Annotated in this window: 21 protein-coding genes; 2 read left to right on the top strand and 19 right to left on the bottom strand. The window is 61.2% G+C overall.

The genetic code is table 11. The annotated features are described in order from the left end of the window. Positions 1–6 precede the first annotated feature (6 nt). The 9 genes from EXV95_RS01295 to EXV95_RS01255 form a co-directional block, all read right to left on the bottom strand. A complete protein-coding gene (locus EXV95_RS01295; RefSeq protein WP_055395203.1) occupies positions 7–300 on the bottom strand; it encodes a hypothetical protein in 294 nt (97 codons plus the stop codon). A gap of 51 nt (positions 301–351) precedes the next feature. After that, positions 352–633 (bottom strand): FixH family protein, encoded by a 282-nt coding sequence (locus EXV95_RS01290; RefSeq protein WP_176885522.1) that lies wholly within the window; start codon positions 631–633, stop codon positions 352–354. Between the two features lie 73 nt (positions 634–706). Further along, positions 707–2,152, bottom strand: coding sequence for a cytochrome c oxidase accessory protein CcoG (gene ccoG / locus EXV95_RS01285; RefSeq protein ID WP_176885521.1), 1,446 nt, complete (start codon positions 2,150–2,152; stop codon positions 707–709). An 87-nt stretch (positions 2,153–2,239) separates the two neighbouring features. After that, complete coding sequence (ccoP, locus tag EXV95_RS01280; protein WP_176885520.1) at positions 2,240–3,157, bottom strand: cytochrome-c oxidase, cbb3-type subunit III; 918 nt, start codon at positions 3,155–3,157, stop codon at positions 2,240–2,242. A gap of 24 nt (positions 3,158–3,181) precedes the next feature. Further along, the gene (locus EXV95_RS01275; protein WP_055395194.1) at positions 3,182–3,319 is read right to left on the bottom strand and encodes a cbb3-type cytochrome c oxidase subunit 3; all 138 of its coding nucleotides are present in this window, start codon (positions 3,317–3,319) and stop codon (positions 3,182–3,184) included. A 13-nt stretch (positions 3,320–3,332) separates the two neighbouring features. Next, on the bottom strand, positions 3,333–3,965 hold the full coding sequence (ccoO, locus tag EXV95_RS01270) for a cytochrome-c oxidase, cbb3-type subunit II (protein ID WP_055395192.1): 633 nt from the start codon (positions 3,963–3,965) through the stop codon (positions 3,333–3,335). A 17-nt stretch (positions 3,966–3,982) separates the two neighbouring features. After that, positions 3,983–5,422 carry a cytochrome-c oxidase, cbb3-type subunit I gene (gene ccoN / locus EXV95_RS01265; protein ID WP_055395190.1) on the bottom strand — a complete coding sequence of 480 codons (1,440 nt, stop codon included), beginning with the start codon at positions 5,420–5,422 and terminating at the stop codon, positions 3,983–3,985. Positions 5,423–5,487: 65 nt separating this feature from the next. Continuing rightward, positions 5,488–5,625, bottom strand: coding sequence for a cbb3-type cytochrome oxidase assembly protein CcoS (gene ccoS / locus EXV95_RS01260; RefSeq protein ID WP_176885519.1), 138 nt, complete (start codon positions 5,623–5,625; stop codon positions 5,488–5,490). Further along, positions 5,625–8,069 (bottom strand): cation-translocating P-type ATPase, encoded by a 2,445-nt coding sequence (locus EXV95_RS01255; RefSeq protein ID WP_255485043.1) that lies wholly within the window; start codon positions 8,067–8,069, stop codon positions 5,625–5,627. The genes ccoS and EXV95_RS01255 overlap by 1 nt, the downstream gene beginning before the upstream one ends. Before the next feature lie 108 nt (positions 8,070–8,177). Between EXV95_RS01255 and EXV95_RS01250 the strand changes: the two genes are divergently transcribed. Then, positions 8,178–8,621, top strand: coding sequence for a universal stress protein (locus EXV95_RS01250; RefSeq protein ID WP_176885518.1), 444 nt, complete (start codon positions 8,178–8,180; stop codon positions 8,619–8,621). A gap of 122 nt (positions 8,622–8,743) precedes the next feature. On the opposite strand, the gene EXV95_RS01245 is transcribed toward EXV95_RS01250, so the two are convergent. From EXV95_RS01245 to EXV95_RS01220, 6 genes are all read right to left on the bottom strand, one after another. Continuing rightward, positions 8,744–9,457 (bottom strand): ABC transporter ATP-binding protein, encoded by a 714-nt coding sequence (locus EXV95_RS01245; protein WP_176885516.1) that lies wholly within the window; start codon positions 9,455–9,457, stop codon positions 8,744–8,746. Then, entirely contained in the window at positions 9,454–10,224 is a 771-nt protein-coding gene (locus tag EXV95_RS01240) for an ABC transporter ATP-binding protein (RefSeq protein WP_255484876.1), read from the bottom strand. The genes EXV95_RS01245 and EXV95_RS01240 overlap by 4 nt, the downstream gene beginning before the upstream one ends. Further along, positions 10,221–11,102, bottom strand: coding sequence for a branched-chain amino acid ABC transporter permease (locus EXV95_RS01235; protein ID WP_176885515.1), 882 nt, complete (start codon positions 11,100–11,102; stop codon positions 10,221–10,223). The genes EXV95_RS01240 and EXV95_RS01235 overlap by 4 nt, the downstream gene beginning before the upstream one ends. A 12-nt stretch (positions 11,103–11,114) precedes the next feature. Continuing rightward, positions 11,115–11,990 carry a branched-chain amino acid ABC transporter permease gene (locus tag EXV95_RS01230; RefSeq protein WP_176885513.1) on the bottom strand — a complete coding sequence of 292 codons (876 nt, stop codon included), beginning with the start codon at positions 11,988–11,990 and terminating at the stop codon, positions 11,115–11,117. A gap of 96 nt (positions 11,991–12,086) precedes the next feature. Further along, positions 12,087–13,307 carry an ABC transporter substrate-binding protein gene (locus EXV95_RS01225; protein WP_176885512.1) on the bottom strand — a complete coding sequence of 407 codons (1,221 nt, stop codon included), beginning with the start codon at positions 13,305–13,307 and terminating at the stop codon, positions 12,087–12,089. A gap of 30 nt (positions 13,308–13,337) precedes the next feature. Continuing rightward, positions 13,338–14,570: an amidohydrolase family protein gene (locus EXV95_RS01220; RefSeq protein WP_176885510.1), complete on the bottom strand. Its 1,233-nt coding sequence runs from the start codon at positions 14,568–14,570 to the stop codon at positions 13,338–13,340. 227 nt (positions 14,571–14,797) lie between these two features. Here EXV95_RS01220 and EXV95_RS01215 point away from each other — a divergent pair, with 227 nt between their 5' ends. Further along, positions 14,798–15,805 (top strand): LysR substrate-binding domain-containing protein, encoded by a 1,008-nt coding sequence (locus EXV95_RS01215; protein ID WP_176885508.1) that lies wholly within the window; start codon positions 14,798–14,800, stop codon positions 15,803–15,805. 240 nt (positions 15,806–16,045) lie between these two features. Here EXV95_RS01215 and EXV95_RS01210 read toward each other — a convergent pair whose 3' ends face one another. From EXV95_RS01210 to EXV95_RS01200, 4 genes are all read right to left on the bottom strand, one after another. Next, entirely contained in the window at positions 16,046–16,447 is a 402-nt protein-coding gene (locus EXV95_RS01210; RefSeq protein WP_176885506.1) for a hypothetical protein, read from the bottom strand. A 284-nt stretch (positions 16,448–16,731) separates the two neighbouring features. Beyond that, positions 16,732–17,265: a hypothetical protein gene (locus EXV95_RS01205; protein ID WP_176885504.1), complete on the bottom strand. Its 534-nt coding sequence runs from the start codon at positions 17,263–17,265 to the stop codon at positions 16,732–16,734. Between the two features lie 282 nt (positions 17,266–17,547). Next, positions 17,548–17,607, bottom strand: a complete 60-nt coding sequence (locus tag EXV95_RS25095; RefSeq protein WP_370460286.1) for a DUF1010 domain-containing protein — start codon at positions 17,605–17,607, stop codon at positions 17,548–17,550. After that, positions 17,600–18,247, bottom strand: a complete 648-nt coding sequence (locus tag EXV95_RS01200) for a hypothetical protein (protein WP_176885503.1) — start codon at positions 18,245–18,247, stop codon at positions 17,600–17,602. The genes EXV95_RS25095 and EXV95_RS01200 overlap by 8 nt, the downstream gene beginning before the upstream one ends. Between the last annotated feature and the right edge of the window lie 128 nt (positions 18,248–18,375).

Below are 18,375 nucleotides of genomic sequence, written 5' to 3'. Positions count from 1 at the left end.
TACCGCTCAAGGACACGATGATGTCTTGCGACAGTCATCGGGGCGCTCGCCTTCGGGAACCGGGCAACGGTTAAGTTCAAACGGTGACATCGCCAGCAGCGTGGTCAACGCACTGGATGCCATCGTGATCATCCAGAACGCAAAAAAGGCAAGCGTGTACACGCCCTGCCGTGACAATGCCAACGGCTGCCCAAACCAGTGAAGGTCTTGCGGGTCCACCATCGCAAAAACCAGCATTTCCATCACACCGGCCATCAAAAAGGCCGGCCATGCAATCCACATCACGCGTTGCATCCACATTGGTTTGTCTCCTGGTAAGGCCGTGCAGGCATGCCGCCCGGCCAGGTGGGTTCAGCGCGGCTGGTCCTGGACCGGGGTGGCCGCATGGTTGCGGCCCTTCATGGCTGGCAACAGACTTTTTTCGGGTGCTTCCAGCGTCTTGTTGATCTCAATGCCCTGGCGGTAATAGTCCTCCGCGACCACGGGATCGGGGCGCGATATCGCGAGCCACAGGGTCACAAACCCTGCAATGATCACGATCACGGGACCGGCGATGATCAGCCACACATGGCCAAACCTCCACCAGGGTGCAGCGGCAGAAGGGGCAGTGCCGAGGGCGGAACTGGATGGCATGGTGCTTACTCCTCAAAAATTATCTTGCTCAAAGCAAGACCCGCGAAGGTCTTGCACCCGGGCGCGCGCTGCGTTATCGCGGCACCAGAAACACGGATTTCTCGCTCACATGGGCGTCCGCGCCCAAGGCCTGCACATCGAACTGCACGGCATGTGATCCCGAAGGGGCTGATCCATAGGGTATCTGCAGACGGACGGCCACCCACCGGGACTCCGCCGCACCGATGTCCACCTCGGCATCAGAAGCGACTTCCAGCCCTTCAAGGCCACGCACACTGATGCGATAGCGCTGGGGGCCTTCAGTGGCGTTCATGATCTGCAGGCGGTAAATATTCTCCAGCTTTCCACCCGCCACGATGCGCGACAGCGCCGCCCGATCACGCACCACGTCCACCTTCAATGGTGTGCGTGTGACCAGGCTGGCCATCATGCCTACGCACAGTGCCATCAGGACCGCGCTGTAGATCAGCACACGTGGCCGCAGCACGCGGCGCAGGATCTGCGACTGACTCCACCGTTTGGCCACGCCGTTCTGCGTAGAAAACCGGATGAGCCCGCGTGGATACTGCATCTTGTCCATCACGGTATTGCAGGCGTCCACGCACAGGCCGCAGCCAATGCATTCGTACTGCAAGCCCTTGCGAATGTCGATGCCCACAGGGCACACCTGCACACACAGCGAGCAGTCAATGCAATCGCCCAACCCCTGGGCCTTGTAGTCGATGTTCTTCTTGCGCGGCCCACGCTGCTCACCGCGTTCTGGGTCGTAGGTAACGATCAGCGTGTCCTTGTCAAACATGGCGCTCTGAAAGCGCGCATAGGGACACATGTATTTGCACACCTGTTCGCGCATGTAGCCAGCATTGCCATAGGTGGCAAAGCCATAGAACAGTACCCAGAAAATCTGCCAGCCACCCTGCACCGCCAACAGCTCCGCCCCGAGTTCGCGGATGGGCACGAAATAGCCCACGAACGTGAACCCCGTCCACAACGCCACGGCAATCCAGATGATCTGCTTGAAAAACTTCTTACGGACCTTCTCGAAGGTCCAGGGCCCGTTGTCCAGGCGAAGCCGCGCACTGCGATCACCTTCGATCTTGTGCTCGATCCACATGAACATTTCGGTGTAGACCGTTTGCGGGCACGCAAAACCACACCAAAGCCGCCCCGCCACCGCCGTAAACAGGAACAGCGACAACGCCGAGATGATGAGCAGGCCCGTGAGATAGATGAAATCCTGGGGGTACAGAACCAGGCCGAAGATGTAGAACCGCCGAGCCCCCAGGTCAAACAGCACCATCTGGCGCTGCCCCCATTCAAACCAGGGCAGTCCGTAGAAAACGATCTGCGTGAGAAACACCATACCCCAGCGCCAACGCGCGAACAGGCCACTGATGGAACGCGGGTAGATCTTCTTTTGCGCTTCGTACAGGGAAACAATCTCGCCCTGCGACGAGGCATCGGACGCAACCGGCGCTATCGGGATGACCTTGCGAGCAGGCTCGCTGGGTGGCTTCATGATGGTATCGATCCGTTGGCTTCGTGGTTCTCAGTTTGCTCTGACTCCCTGGAGCAGTGCCTGGGCACCGCTCCAGGGGGCCAAGACTCAGCGTGCAGCCGCCTGGGTGCCGTTCGACAAGCCCCAGACATAGGCCGACAGCACACCGATTTGCGCCTCTGTCAGCTTGTCCGCCTGGGCAGGCATCTGGTTGACCTTGCCGTTGTTGATCATGGCGGTGATGGCCGCCTCGCCCCAGCCATGCAGCCAGATGTCGTCCGTGAGGTTGGGTGCGCCCAGGGCCTGGTTGCCCTTGCCGTCCATGCCGTGGCAGGCAGCGCATGCCGTGAACTTGGACTTGCCCAGCGAAGCGCGCAGCGAGTCGTGCGGGCTGCCCGACAGACTCAGCACGTAGTGCGACAGATTGCGCACATCTTCGGGCGAGCCCACAGCAGCCGCCATGGGAGGCATGTTGCCGATACGGCCCTTTTCCAGGGTCTCGCGGATCTTCTCGGGGGCACCGCCGTGCAGCCAGTCACCGTCCGCCAGGTTGGGGAAGCCCTTGCTGCCACGCGCATCCGAGCCGTGGCACTGTGCGCAGTTGTTCATGAACAGGCGCTCGCCAATGGCATGGGCCTGAGGGTCCTTGGCAATGTCTTCCGGCTTCATCGAGGCAAACCGGGCATACAACGGCTCCAGCTCGGCCTTGGCCTTGGCCATCTCAGCCTCGTATTCGCCCTTCTGTGTCCAGTTGAGCTTGCCGGAAAAGCTGCCCAGGCCTGGATAGGCGGCCAGGTAGCCCAGACCGAAGATGATGGTGATGACAAACAGCCACACCCACCAGCGTGGCAGGGGGTTGTTCATCTCGACCAGGTCTTCGTCCCAGACGTGGCCGGTGGTGTTGTCGGACGTGGCCATCACCTTCTTGCGGCCTGCCATCCAAAGCAGAATGCCGCAGGCGATGATGCCGACCAGGGTCAGCGTGGTCACAAAGACCGACCAGAAATTGCTGGTGAAGTCACTCATGGGGTGTTCTCGTTCTGGTGAAGGTCAATCTTGCTCGAAAGGCAGCTGGGCGGCCTCGTCGAACCGGGCCTTGTTGCGGCCTCGGTAGGCCCAGACCCAGATGCCAATGAAACAGGCCATTGAAGCCAGCGTGGCCACAATGCGCATGGTGGTGATGTCCATGGGGATATCTCCTTTACTTGAGCGCGCGGCCCATGACTTGCAGGTACGCAATCAGCGCTTCCATCTCCGTCTTGCCCTTGACATCAGCGGCAGACGCAGCGATCTGTTCGTCGGTGTACGGCACACCCACAGTGCGCAGGGCCTTCATGCGCGGCGCCACGCTGGCGGGGTCCACGGCGTTCTTCTCCAGCCAAGGGTAGGCAGGCATGTTCGATTCGGGCACCACATCACGCGGGTTGTTCAGGTGGATGCGGTGCCATTCGTCGCTGTACTTGCCTCCCACGCGGTGCAGGTCGGGGCCTGTGCGCTTGCTGCCCCACTGGAAGGGGTGGTCGTACACAAACTCACCCGCCACCGAATAGTGTCCGTAGCGCAGCGTTTCAGCGCGGAAGGGGCGGATCATCTGCGAGTGGCAGTTGTAGCAACCTTCACGGATGTAGACGTCGCGGCCCACCAGTTGCATGGCGTTGTAAGGCTCCACGCCCTTGACCGCCTCGGTTGTGGACTTCTGGAAGAACAGTGGCACGATCTCTACCAGGCCGCCGATGGCGATGACCAGCAGGATCAGCACGATCATCAGGAAGTTGTTGGTTTCCACCTTTTCATGGGAGAAGCCGGTCGAATTCGATGGGTTGTTGTTAGACATGAGTTATCTCCTTCGGCTCAGGCGTGGGCCGCATTCACGGCAGGAATCGCCACCTTGACCGAACGGCCCGAGATCGCTGTCATCCACACGTTCCAGGCCATGACCAACATGCCACCCAGATACAGCAGGCCACCGGCCACGCGGATCACATAGAACGGATAGGTCGCCTTCACGCTTTCCACAAAGGTGTAGGTCAGCGTGCCGTCGGGGTTGATGGCGCGCCACATCAGGCCTTGCATCACACCGGCAATCCACATCGCGGCGATGTACAGCACGATGCCGATGGTGGCCATCCAGAAGTGCAGCTCAATGGCCTTGATGGAGTGCATCTTTTCACGGCCAAACAGTCGGGGCACCAAGTAGTACAGCGAGCCCATGGAGATCAGACCCACCCAGCCCAAAGCGCCGGAGTGCACGTGGCCCACGGTCCAGTCGGTGTAGTGGCTCAGGGCGTTGACGGTCTTGATGGACATCATCGGACCTTCGAACGTGGACATGCCGTAGAACGACAGCGACACGATCAGGAAACGCAGGATGGGGTCGTCACGCAGCTTGTGCCATGCGCCCGACAGGGTCATGATGCCGTTGATCATCCCGCCCCAGCTGGGTGCCAGCAGGATCAGCGAGAACACCATGCCCACCGATTGCGTCCAGTCAGGCAGCGCGGTGTAGTGCAGGTGGTGAGGGCCGGCCCACATGTAGGTGAAGATCAGGGCCCAGAAGTGCACGATCGACAGGCGATACGAATAAACGGGGCGGCCAGCCTGCTTGGGGATGAAGTAGTACATCATGCCCAGGAAGCCTGCGGTCAGGAAGAAGCCCACGGCGTTGTGGCCATACCACCACTGCACCATGGCATCCTGCACACCAGCGTAGGCCGAGTAGCTCTTCATGAGGTCAGCCGGGATCGCAGCGCTGTTCACCACGTGCAGCAATGCCACAGCCAGGATGAACGCGCCAAAAAACCAGTTGGCCACATAGATGTGCTTGACCTTGCGCACACCGATCGTGCCAAAGAACACGATGGCATAGGACACCCAGACCAGCGTGATCAGGATGTCAATCGGCCATTCGAGTTCAGCGTATTCCTTGCCCTGGGTGTAGCCCATTGGCAGGCTGATGACGGCCCCGGCAATGACCAGCACCCATCCCCAGAAGGTGAAAGCCGCCAGGGGCCCGGCAAACAGGCGAACCTGGCAGGTGCGTTGCACCACGTAGTAACTGGTGGCGAACAGCGCACTGCCACCAAACCCAAAGATCACCGCATTGGTGTGCAAGGGTCGCAAGCGGCCATAACTGAGCCACGGAATGCCAAAGTTGAGTTCAGGCCAGGCAAGCTGGGCGGCGATGATGACGCCCACCAGCATGCCGACCACCCCCACAACCACGGCCAGGATAGAAAACTGCCGCACCACCGTATCGTTGTAGTGCGCAGCATTTGTTTTTGGAGAATCCATCGGGCACCTCTTTTGTATTGCAGTAAGAGTTTGTTGCAGCAGCGGCCATCGGGCATTGACACAAGTCAATCGTCTCGGAGAATCCGTTCACCTTCTTGTTCGACGCTCTCGAACTGGCCGTGGTACACCGCCCACCACAGGCCTCCCAGGATCAAAAGAACCAGCATCACGGACAGCGGAATCAACAGATAGAGGATGTCCATCAGACGGGCTCCAGAGTTGTCGTTGGATTGGCGATGGGCACCGCGGCGCTAGCCACAGAGGGGCCCGCAGCCATGGATGAAGGCAGTGCAGGAAGATCACGCGCCAGGCGTGCCGCATTGAGCACCACCAGCAGCGAACTGAGCGCCATGCCCAGCCCCGCCAGCCAGGCAGGCATCCAGCCCACCACCGCCAGCGGAACACACAACGCGTTGTAGCCCGCAGCCCACCATAGGTTCTGGCGCACCACACGCAAGGTACGGCGCGCCAGCAACACGGTCTGGGGCACCAGCGCCAGGCTGTCGCCCAGCACCACAAAATCGGCCTGCGACTGCGCCAGCGGCACCGCACGGCCAAACGCGAACGACACATGGGCTCCGGCCAGCACGGGGCCATCGTTCAGCCCATCGCCCACCATGGCCACCTGGTGGCCACCCGCCTGCAAGGCCTGCAACGCAGCCAGCTTGCCCTGGGGTGTGCACTCGCCCGCCGCCTGGGCAATGCCCGCTTGCGCCGCCACACGTTGCACCGCGCCCACGCGGTCGCCCGACAGCAGTTGCACCGCCACGCCGCCCTGCTCCAGCGCAGTCACTACAGCCGGTGCCTCAGCGCGCAGGTCTTCCACCAGATCGAAACGGGCCAGCTCGGACACTGCGCCGCTGGCATGCTGCTCCGACAGCACCACCTGCAGCGCCGACCCCGCTTCTTCCAGCGCCACGCCTGCATGGTGCGCAGACCCCAGCCGGACCTGGCGCGCGGGCTGTCCGGCTCCCAATCTATCGTGCACCTTGGCCACCAGGCCCTGCCCGGCTTCTTCCTGCAGATCGGTCACCGCCCAGCGACCATCGTCCAGCGAAGCCGCCGCAGCCGCCACCACGGCACGCGATGCAGGGTGCATCGAGTGGCGCGCCAGAGACGCCGCCAGAGCCAACACCTCTTGCGTGCTCCACCCATGAGCGGTGTGTACGGCCTGCAAGGCCATGCCGTCCCGCGTGAGCGTGCCGGTCTTGTCGAACACCACGGTGTCCACATGGGCCAGTGCCTCCAGCCCCTGCAGGTTGCGCACCAGCACCCCATGGCGTGCCAGCGTGCCAGCGGCGGTGAGCATGGCCACCGGCGTGGCCAGCGACAGCGCGCAGGGGCAGGTGACGATGAGCACGGCCACCGCCACCATGAGCGCATGACCCGGGTCGGACGGCCACCAGTACACCGCAGCCAGGCCCGCTGCCACGAGCACCGCCACCAGAAACGGCCGCGCAATGCGATCCGCCAATTGGGCAAGGCGTGGCTTTTGCAGCGACGCACTTTCCATCAGCGCCACGATCTGGGCGAAGCGGGTCTGGCCGCCCGTGCCTTCCACATGCACCTCCACTGGCGCCTGCAGGTTGTAGCTGCCCGCCGTGACCACGCTGCCCACGGGGCGCGGCACAGGGGTGGATTCGCCCGTCAGCAGGGACTCATCGGCGTGCGTGCTGCCCAGCGTGATGCGCCCATCGACTGGGAACGCCTCGCCCGGCAGCACACGAATGGTGTCTCCCGCCACCACGCGGCGCGTGGCCACGCGCACAAAGCTGCCATCAGCAGTGCGCCGCTCCACACTGTCGGGCAGGCGGTTCATCACAGCTTCTAGCGCACCGGCGGTGCGGTCGCGCAAGCGCAGCTCCAGCCAGCGGCCCGTGAGCAGGAAGAAAACAAACATCGTCAGCGAGTCGTAGTACACCTCCTTGCCGAAGATGCCTGCGGGGTCGAAGGTGCCCGCCGTGCTCACCACAAAGGTGATGGCCATGCCCAGCGCCACGGGCAGGTCCATGCTGACGCGGCGCAGGCGCACATCGCGCAACGCACTGGTGAAGAACGGCCCGCATGAGAACACCACCATGGGCAGCGTGATGACCCACGAGGCCCAGCGCAGCAGTTGCTCCATCTCGCCCGTCAGGTCGCCAGGTTGCGCCACGTACGCGGGCCACGCGTACATCATCACCTGCATCATGCAAAAGCCTGCCACCAGCCAGCGCCACAGCGCGCGGCGGTTCTCACGCTGGCGCTGCTCGCGCGCAAAGGCATCCATGGCGGGCATGGCGCGATAGCCTGCCTTGTGCACAGCGTCCATCCACTGCGAGGGCTGCACTTGCGAAGGCTGCCACACCACGCGCGCGCGGCGCGTGGCAGCGCTCACATCCGCCTGCAGCACGCCGGGCACGCTGCGCAGGGCATCTTCGATGGTGAGGGCACAGGCCGCGCAGTGCATGCCTTCCAACACCACCTGGGAGTCCCAGGCACAGCTGGCGGGATCTTCGGCAGCCTGGCCCGTTGGCCCCACAGGCCGACCGAACGCTGACCACTCCTGCGGGTCGTCCAGCAGCACGGCTTGCGCGGCAGGCTCCGCATTGGAAACAGCATCGGGCGGATGTGCCGTGGAGGAGGCCGGTGCACCGGTTCGAATCATTGACATGGTTCAAGCCTATCGTTCGGACATGACAGGTACATTGACCTGCATCAAGTCGCAGAACATGATTCATCCTAAGCTTGTTCCATCATTTTGAGGAGACCTTTTATGTACAAACGCATCCTGATCGCAACGGACGGCTCACCCCTTTCCGACAAGGCCGTGGAACACGGACTGTCGCTGGCCGTACTCACCGGCGCCTCTGCCGTGGCCCTCAAGGTGGTGCCCCGCTACCCCCGCAGTTACTTCGAGGGCGGCATGCCCGTTGATACCAACGACGTCAAGCGCATCGAAACCCAATGGGGCGATGCGGCACAGGCCATGGTCGATGGTGTGAAGGCCCAGGGCGACGCCCAAGGCGTGGCAGTCAAGGCCGTCATCGCCAAGTCCGACCTCGTGGCCGAAGCCATCATCTCGGCCGCCAAGAAGCACAAGTGCGACCTGATCGTGATGGCATCGCATGGCCGCAAGGGCCTCAAGCGCCTGTTGCTGGGCAGCGAGACGCAGCATGTGCTGACGCACTCGCACATCCCCGTTTTGGTGCTGCGTTAAGCTTCAAAACAGGGCCTAGCGCTTATCCATAAAGCGCTATAAGCTATTAAATATATAGCAAACCCCGAAAAGGCAAGACGCCTTCTCGGGGTTTTTTCATTCCCGGCTGGGTTGCCGACAACTCAGTGGTTGCCCAGGTAAAGCTGCGCCATGCGCTCATCGGCCAGCAGTCCCTGCGCCGGGCCCTGCAGCACGCAGCGCCCCTGGTCCAGGATGTAGCCCTGCTGGCTGATCTGCAGCGCCTGGCGCGCGCGCTGCTCCACCATCAGCACCGCCACGCCTGCGGTGGGCAACTTTTGCACCATGTCAAACACCTTGCCCACCAGGGATGGGGCCAGCGCTGCCGTGGGTTCGTCCAGCACCATGATGCGGGGTGACGGCATCAGCGCGCGGGCAAAGGCGAGCTGCTGGCGCTCGCCGCCCGATAGGTTGCTGGCAGGCTGAGGCAGGCGCTCCACCAGCGCCGGAAAGTCCGCCAGCACCTCATCCATGCGCTGCTTGATGCGCTTCACACCCCGCACCACCTGCAGGTTCTCGCGCACGGTGAGCGACGGGAACACATTCGCCACCTGCGGCACGTAGGCCAGCCCGGCGTCAAAACGGTCTTCGGCCGACAAGGCGGTGATGTCGCGCCCGCCCAGGTGGATGGTGCCCGCCACACGGGGCAGCAAGCCCAGCAGCGCCTTCACCAGCGTGGATTTGCCCGCACCATTGGTGCCCGCAATGGTCAAGATCTCGCCCGGCGCCACCGCCAGGTCAATGCCGTGGATGATGTCCACCTCGGAATACCCGCCGCGCAACTGCGCAATCTGCAGCAAGTTGTCTGCGCCGCTCATACCACTCCTCCCATGTAGGCTTCTTGCACGCGCGGGTCGTCCAGCACGGTGTGCGGGTCGCCCTCGGCCAGGATGGAGCCCCGGTCCATCACGATCATGCGGTTGGACAAGGCCTTGAGCGCCTGCAGGTGGTGCTCGATCACGATGAACGCGATGCCCTGCCCGTTGAGCTCGCGCACGCGGTCGCAAATCTCTTCAATCAACACCGGGTTGACCCCGGCAAACGGCTCGTCGAGCAAGATGCAGCGCGGGTCCAGCATCAGCACCCGGCCCAGCTCCACCAGCTTCTTTTGCCCGCCAGACAAGCCTCCCGCCTTCACATCGCGCACCCGCGCCAGGTTCAAAAACTGCAAGATGCGATCGGCCTTGATGGAGAGCTGCGCCTCGTGCTCGCGCAGGCTGCGCGTCTGGAAGAAGGCGTTCAGCAGGCGCTCCCCTTGCGGGTTGGCAGCAGCCGCCATCAGGTTCTCGTGCACCGTGAGGCTCTTGAACTCGCGCGGGATCTGGAACGTGCGCACCAGCCCCAGCCGCGCCCGGCGGTACGGGGGCATGCGGGTAATGTCCTGCCCCTCAAAGTGGATCTGCCCCGCGTCTGCGGGCTGCTGCCCGGCAATGGCCGCAAACAGCGTGCTCTTGCCTGCGCCGTTGGTGCCTGCAATGCCCAGAATCTCGCCCGCAGCCAGTTGCAGTGACACCCCGTCCACCGCCTTGAAGCCCCCAAACTGCCGCGTCACGGCCTCTACCTTCAGCATCGTTGTTGCGGTCATTGGGTTTTGCCTCCAAACAGGCCGTTGGGCTTGTACAAGGTGACCAAGATCAGCGCCAGGCCCACGGCAGCCAGGCGCAGGCTGGCCATGCCAACTTCTGACACGCCCGGCACCCAGTCTTTGGCAAAGCGCGAGCCTTCCAGAAACACCATGAGCAGCAGCGAGCCAAACACCGCGCCGCGCACCGTGCCCGAGCCGCCCATCACCAGGCCCATCCACACATAAAACGTGATGAGCGGAATGAACTGCTCTGGCGTGATGAAGGTGATGAAGTGCGCGTAAAACGCACCCGCCAGCCCGGCCAACGCAGCCCCCAGCATGAACACCTGCACCTTGAACCAGGCGGGGTCCTTGCCCAGGGCCGACAGCGCGGGCTCATCGTCGCCAATGGCTTTGAGCAGCCGCCCAAACGGGCTGGCCGCCAGGCGCACCGTGCCCCAGGCCACCACCGCAACCACAGCCAGCAGCGTGGCAAAAATCGCCATGTCCGACACGCCACTGCCCCACGATGCAAACAGCTTGGGCAGGCCAGGCAGGCCCTGCACGCCCTTGGTCAGCCAGCTTTCTTGCTGGATGGAAATGCGCACGGCTTCTGAAAAACCCAGCGTCACGATGGCCAGATAGTCATCGCGCAAGCGCAGCGATAGCAGGCCAATGGGCAACGCCAGCAAGCCCGACAGCACGCCCGCCGCCACAAAACACAGCACCAGCGGCACGCCTTTCAGCGCCAGCAGGCCCGAGGTGTAGGCGCCCACGGCAAAGAACGCCACGACGCCAAAGTTGACCAGCCGGGTCAGGCCGAACTGCAGGTTCAGGCCCAGCGCCAGCAGGCAGTAGATGAGCGCAACGATGCCAATAGCACAGAGGTAAGCAATCATCGGTCGAACTCCTTACCGCACCAGCTGCACGCGGCCCATGATGCCCGCTGGGCGCACCAGCAGCACCAGCGCCAACACCACAAACGACAGCACCAGCTTGTACGACGGCCCCATCAGCGGCACCGCCAGCTCTTGCGCCACACACAGCAGCAGCGCACCCAGCACCGCGCCCACTGGGCTACCGATGCCACCCAGCACCATGGCGGCAAATGCAGGAATCAAACTCTCCCACCCCATCTCGGGGCTGACCACAGCCTTCATGCCCAGCAGCACGCCGCCCAGGGCCGATAGCGCCCCCACCAGCAGCCACAGGCAAAGCATCAGCCCATTGGCGCGGATGCCGCTGGCCCGTGCCAGGTCTGCACTGTCGGCCACGGCGCGCAGCTGGCGGCCAAAGCTGGTGCGGTAGATCAGCACAAACACCACCACCAGGCACGCAGCAGCCACGGCGGCAATCACCAAATCAGTGGGCAGGATGCGAATGCCGCCAAAGTTCCAGGCGCGCACCAGGGGCAAGTCAAACGTGCGCTGGTCATGCCCGGCAAAAAAGCCGATCAGGCTGCGCAGCAAAAACCCCAAGCCAATAGCCGCGAGCATGGACGACACCATGGGCCGCCCCGCCAGCTTGCGAAAAATCAGCGTGTACGAGCCCGCCGACACCACGGCCGTGACCACCATGCTGCCCAGCGCCGCCGCCCACAGCGGCCAGCCGCCCAACAACTGCACGGCCACGGCCGCATAGGCCCCGGTGGTCATCATGTCGCCCGTGGCGGCGTTGGGAAAGCGGTTGACGCCCATCACCAGGGTCATGGCCAGGGCAGGCAATGCCACCACCAGGCCTTCGATCAATCCATTGATCAGCAGGTTTACAAAATCAATCCAGGTCATTGCGTCATTCCGTCATCCCATGCACATCTACGCTGCGCAATCCTCAAAAACAAAAGCCCGGGGCCTGCGCACTGCAGGCACACCGGGCATGGCCCATCACATCGTGATGGACACCACGTCGCGCCGCACCAGCTGGCCCTTTTCGATGACGAACACGCCAAAGTCCGGCGTCACATCGCCTGCCTTGTCAAAGTCGAGCTTGCTCGATGCGCCTTCGTAGTTCACCTTGGCCTTTTTGGCCAGTTGGGCCTTGCCTTCGGCAAAGGTGAAGACGGCGGTGCCGGGGGCGTTGGAGACATCGCGCATCTTGGCGTTGACCTGCTCTACCGTGGCCTTGGGGCCGGCGGCCTCCATGGCCAGCGCCAGCGAGATCACCATGTCGTACGCCATGGCGGCGTAGATGTTGGTAGACGCAGCCTTGCCTGTGGCCTTGGTGAAGGCGGCATCAAACTGGGCGTAAGAAGCGCTCTTTTCGTTGGACACCGTCTCCACCGAGATGATGCCCTCGCACACCTCTGCGCCCAGGGCCTTCACCAGATCGGGGTTGGCTGCCCAGCCGGGGATGATCCACTTGGTGTCTGCGCCGGACTGGAACCACTCGCGCAGGATGATGGTGGTGTCGGGCAGGTACGAGCCCATCACGATCACGTCGGGCTTGGCCGCCAGAATCTTTTGCAGCTCGCTGCGGTAGCTGGGGCGGCTGGGCTCGTACGTGACGTGCGCCGCCACCTTGCCGCCGCGCTTTTCCCAGGCCTTGGTAAAGCCTTCCACATTGCCCAGGCCCGATGCGTTGTTGAACGCCATGGTGGCCGGGCGCTTGAAGCCGCGCTTGGCGCAGATCTCGGCAAACGCCGCGCCAAAGCGGTCGTTGGTGGCCTGATAGCGCCACACCAGATCCTTGGTGTCCAGCGTCGAAATGGCAGGCGCGCCCGACACGTTCATCTGGATGATGCCCGCCGCATCCGTCAGCGGCATCACCGCCAGCGTCACGCCCGAGGCCCAGGTGCCCAGCACCGCCTGCACCTTGTTCACTTCGATCAGCTTCTTGGCGGCCAGCACGGCAGCGTCGGGCTTGGTCTGGTCGTCTTCGGTAAAAAGTTCGAGCTTGCGGCCACCTGCGCCGCCAGCGGCGTTGACCTCGTCCACCGCCATGCGAATGGCCTGCTGCATGCCAGGGCCGTAAGGGCTGCCCGCGCCGGTGATGGGTGTGAGCGAGCCGATGCGGAACACATCGCCCTGCTGGCTGAAGCCGATGGAGGGAAGGAGCTGCAGAGCTGCTGCTGCGCCGCCGAGCTTGACGAAATTTCTACGTTGCATGGTGATCTCCGGTCAGGTCAGGGTTGGAATTCAGAGGGTGTTCTTGACGAAGGCGCCGTCCTTGACGATGGCGCGAATGTGCTCGCCCTGGTTCAGCAGGCAGGTGATGTCGGTCAGCGGGTTGCCATCGACGAGCAAGAGGTCTGCAATGGCGCCGGGGGCAATCTCGCCCAGCTGACCTTGCTGGCCCAATATCTCTGCGCCGATCAGCGTGGCCTGCTGCAGCACCGGGCCATTGCCCAGAATCTCCGCGCGCAGGCGCAGCTCGTCAGACTGCAGGTAATGCGTTTCGGCCAGCAGGTCGCTGCCCAGGCCCATCTTCACGCCCGCCTTGGCCAAGATCTGGATGGCCTCTTTGCCCTGCCCGCGCACGCTGTCAATCTTGGCGACGGACGCAGCAGGCAAGCCATACCGCTCGCCCTCATTAGCCAGGCCTTCGTAAGTGATGAGCGTGGGCACCATGAAGGCCCCCATCTCGGCCATGAGTTCTGCTGTGGGCGCATCCACCAGGTTGCCGTGTTCAATGGTGCGCACGCCGCAGCGCACGGCGCGGGCAATGGCGCGGGGCGTGTAGGCGTGGGCCATGACGTAGGTGTTGGCGTTGGAGGCCTCCTCCACAATGGCGCGCAACTCGGCCTCGGAATAGCCCAGGTTGCCAATCGGGTCGTTGGGCGACGCCACGCCGCCCGATGCCATCACCTTGATCTGCGTGGCACCCTTCAAGATTTCTTCGCGCACCGCCAGGCGGCAGGCGTCCACGCCATCCACCACGCGGCCAATGTTGCCCAGCTTGTAGGCGCACGAGCACACATCCAAGTCGTCGTTGCGCTGGCGGAAGTCCGCATGCCCACCCGTTTGCGACAGCGCCTTGCCCGAGGGGAAGATGCGCGGCCCCTGCACCAGCCCCGTGCGCACCGCCTCGGCCAGCGACCAATCGGCCCCGCCCGCATCGCGCACGGTGGTAAAGCCCCGCTCCAGCATGCCCTTCATGATGGGCAGCGAGCGCAGCATGGTGAACACATTGGGCATCTTGGCCACGGCGCCCAGGTTGAACGAAGACGCCACCACGTGCACGTGGCAGTCGATCAGGCCGGGCATCAGGGTCAGGCCCTTGGCGTCGAGCGTGGTTATGCCTTCTGGCACCTGCAGGTCGGTGCCTACCGCCGCAATGCGGCCGTCCTGCACCAAAACGGACACGCCGGTACGCAGTGTGAGTGCGTGGACATCCAGCACACGGCTGTTTTCAATCAACAAAGAGGTCATGAGATTCGTCAAAGTGGGCGCGGTGGCTTCAAAATTACTCATAGCCTGCTTTTTCAGGGGGCCATGAAGACCATCAAGCATCCATCTGGTGCATTGCAGCAACTACAGAGTGTGGCGCTTGACACGTTGCTGTCACAGGACGCATTTATCGGGCCAATTACCCTTATCCGCAACGCCTAAAATCTCACCATCCCATGAGCCCTACTCATACCCCCTAGGCCACATCTATGCGCCGCCTGTGCCCCACCATCTCTGAGCTGAACGCCTTTCACTCCGCTGCCAAGCACCAAGCCTTCACCATGGCCGCGCGCGAGCTGTGCGTCACCCAAAGCGCCATCAGCCGCCACATCGCCGCGCTGGAGGACTACCTGGGCCAGAAGCTGTTCATCCGCAAAGCCACGGGGCTGGAGCTGACCGAGGCGGGCGCCACATACCTCAACGCCACCCGCCCCGCCATGGCCGCGCTGGAATCGGCCACGGCACAACTCATGTCCTACGGGGGCGATGGCGGCTCGCTCAACCTGTCGGTGCCGCCCACCTTTGCGGCGCAGTGGCTGTTTCCGCGCCTGGGGCACTTCAAGCGCACGCTGCCACAGGTGTCGCTGAACTTTGTGCGCTACCAGCACGCGCACGACTTTGCAACGCCGCACGAATTCGACGCCGCCATCCAGTACGGCTACGGCAACTGGCCCAGTGCCAATGCGCGCTACCTCATCGGCAAAGAGACCAGCATCGTCTGCAGCCCCCAACTGCGCGACGCCCTGCCCTTGCGCACCCCGCAAGACCTGATGCGCGCCACGCTGCTGCAACACATCGAGGTGCCCCTGGCGTGGCAAGACTGGATGGAAGCCCACGGCCTGGACACCAGCGCCAGCCGCTTCGGGCCGGGCTTCAACCTCTACTCGCTCATCATCCGCGCGGCAGTCTCAGGCTTTGGCGTGGGCATCGTGCCCACCTGCCTGGTGGAAGACGAACTGCAGGCCGGTACGCTGGTCGAGCCCCTGAAGGACCGCTTTGACAGCCCGCTGGGCTACTACCTGTGCGCGCCCACGGCCCGCACCAATTTGTCGGTGTACCGGCTGGTGGCCGGGTGGCTGGAGCACTGCTGCAACCATGCGGAAGGGGCGGCGGCGCCTGCAACTACAGAGGCTGGGGCGGGCTGTATTTTTTGCGAACCACCGCAAGGCCTGGGGAGCGCCAACACCGTCACCACGGCCAAGGTCACGGCGGGTTGACGAAGCCAGACCCCTGCGCAGGCTGGCCTGCGCGTGGGATGGAAGCCTCTGGCGGCTGTACAAGCAGTATTTAATCAAATAGGGCCCTAGCGCTTATCTAGCAAGCGCTACCAGCTATTAATAACATAGCAACCACTGTTTACAGACCGCTGCCCAACGAAGCCTTCGGCAGCATGCGCCCCACAGGCACGAAGCCCGATCACCCACTCAGCCACCCAGTCACCCACCCAAGGGCAGATTTCAATGCGCCCGGCACTGCAAAGAGGTGCTGGAAACCACGGAGTAGTTAAAGTCCGCATCGATGGAGATGCACGCCGACTCGGGTGATGACGGCGGAAACCACGCCATCAGTTCACCGCCATTTCTGGCGATGTGAAAGAAGCGGTCCACCTTGGACCAATCCGCCCTGAAACCTTCACTGTCTGAGCAGAACATCCTGGTGCTGGTGTAGCCCTTGCCGGAAACGACATAGCTGAATTCCACCACCGGAAACTGGGCGTTGAACTGGCGCGCTCCTCTGCGCACTTGCACTGGGCGGCTGTCAACTTTGGTAAACCGCACCGGTGTGCTCAAGTAGGCACATTGGGAAGCCGGAGGGGTCAAAAAGAGGGGCGCAAGGGATGCACCGATGATCGCGACCAAGGCGATTGCGAGGGGGATTGCGAGGTTGCAGCGATTCATTGGAGAGGTCTGACGAGGCTGTAATAGACCGATTTCACATCACCACCGACGACATTTGTTACCCCGCATCTGGCGATACACATAGCTTTTTTGCGGTCATCTGTTATGGAGGCGACAACGAAAAATCGGCCAAGTAAACAGCCTTGAGGCTAGGCCAAGGCCCTTGGGATTATTCGCCGCTGGAATATGTGGCAAAAGGCGAGACCTGACCCCAATCACTTTGCTGATCGTTGGGCTTTGGGGTTCTATGCATCACTCTGGAGAGCTGACCACCGTTCATTTGGACTGAAACCCAACGCTGTGTAGGTGGACACATGTAGCGCGACGAGGGCAAGAACGAATGGGTGCGTGCCGCTAGTTGCGAGCTTTTCATACTCTTGTCCGATTTCTGAGCCGTCTTTCGTAACTCCAATCTCTACTGCGACAAAAACTGAAAATTCAACTATCTTCTCTTTCAGGTCTTTTGGTTCAAGGTTGTGCGCGAGTAAGTTGCGCAACGTATTGAGCTTTTTGAGACCCGACCAACCCCACCAGTCTTCTTTGCTATAACGATGAAAGGCGCGACATAGAGCTAATAGCTGAGCAAAGCCGAGGCGAGCGTCGCTGAGCGCCTCGCTTCGAAAGGATTGCTTCTCGATAAACCGATAGAGAACCTCCTCAGCGAGAAGATGCGACTTGAGTACCAAATAAGTCGGGTCTTCCGTCGAAGGCTTTAGCAAGCGAAGAAGTCGCTCCAAATGCTGTGCATCTTGCTCAGGAAAGCGTGGAGGCGTAGACATGTAAATACCTAACAGCCAAGGTAAACCACCCGCAGAATGCGGGTCGGCTTGAGAGAAATGTTAGACAAATTAATTTAGGAACCTGACCATGTACGGATCAACTTCAACCACTTGGCCTCCGTCAAGTTCAACTATTGCGACAGTTTTCGGATGAGGGTTGTTTCCATCATCGAAGTAGATGCTGTTTCCAAACTGAATGAAATTCCCTTGTTTTGTCTCATGTGAGTAATTCACTTCGCAACGTCTTGGTTCTGACAATTTTTTCTCCTTGGTTTAAATTTACTAACGAACAAGATAAGCCGCCCGCAGAATGCGGGTCGGCTTGAGCGCCAGGTTAGACATCTACAGCCTCAGAAAATCCCTTAGTGCTGCGATTGCTATTTTGTAGAGATGATTTTGTTATTTTTTGATGTCTCCAGGTATCTTGTTTGGGTTGATATGTAGAGACATGAAAATCAACCGGAAAAAGCTTGCACAGAATTTCTATTCGTTGACGAATATCACTTCCTGACATTGCTTCCGCGTTTCTGGCAAAGACTGAAACATAGAACGCAGCCCAGATTGCAGCAGCATGATCGAAGTAAATTTCTTCTGCAGGAGCCACAACTGAGTGCATACCTTTATTTTTTGCGGCTAAGCAGGTTGTAAATAGCTCATTGCCGAGTTCGCATGCAGAGAAGAAAACTCTTCTCAGCTTTAAATAGTCCTTAAATATATTGGCGAATTCAACATACGAAATTTCATCGTTTGTCGTTGAAACGATTTCAGACGAGGCGTGACATGAAATATGCAGATACCTGTAATCAGAAAGCCTAAACAAATTTAGCAGATGAGGTAACTCATCCTTCGATTGAAAGTAAAAATACTTTGGATTCTTACCACTTAACCTTAGAAGTTCGGCTAGTCGCTGGCCTTCGTAGCGATGCTTAGCTTCATCCGTCTTTGTGAGACTCTCAATAATGAATACATCTGCGATGGTCAAGAAATTCTCCAAGAAGCTAACTAGATTTAGGCGACAAAAACAAATCAACAGAAGTCTGATAAAGCATTTCAACACTGTTATTTCGCTGGCAGTATGCATTCCCTCGCCTTTTAGGCAAACCTAAAAAT

It is taken from the genome of Acidovorax sp. JMULE5 (assembly GCF_013376875.1).
GTDB lineage: Bacteria > Pseudomonadota > Gammaproteobacteria > Burkholderiales > Burkholderiaceae_C > Acidovorax > Acidovorax facilis.
This window is presented reverse-complemented; position numbering and strand designations above follow the sequence as displayed.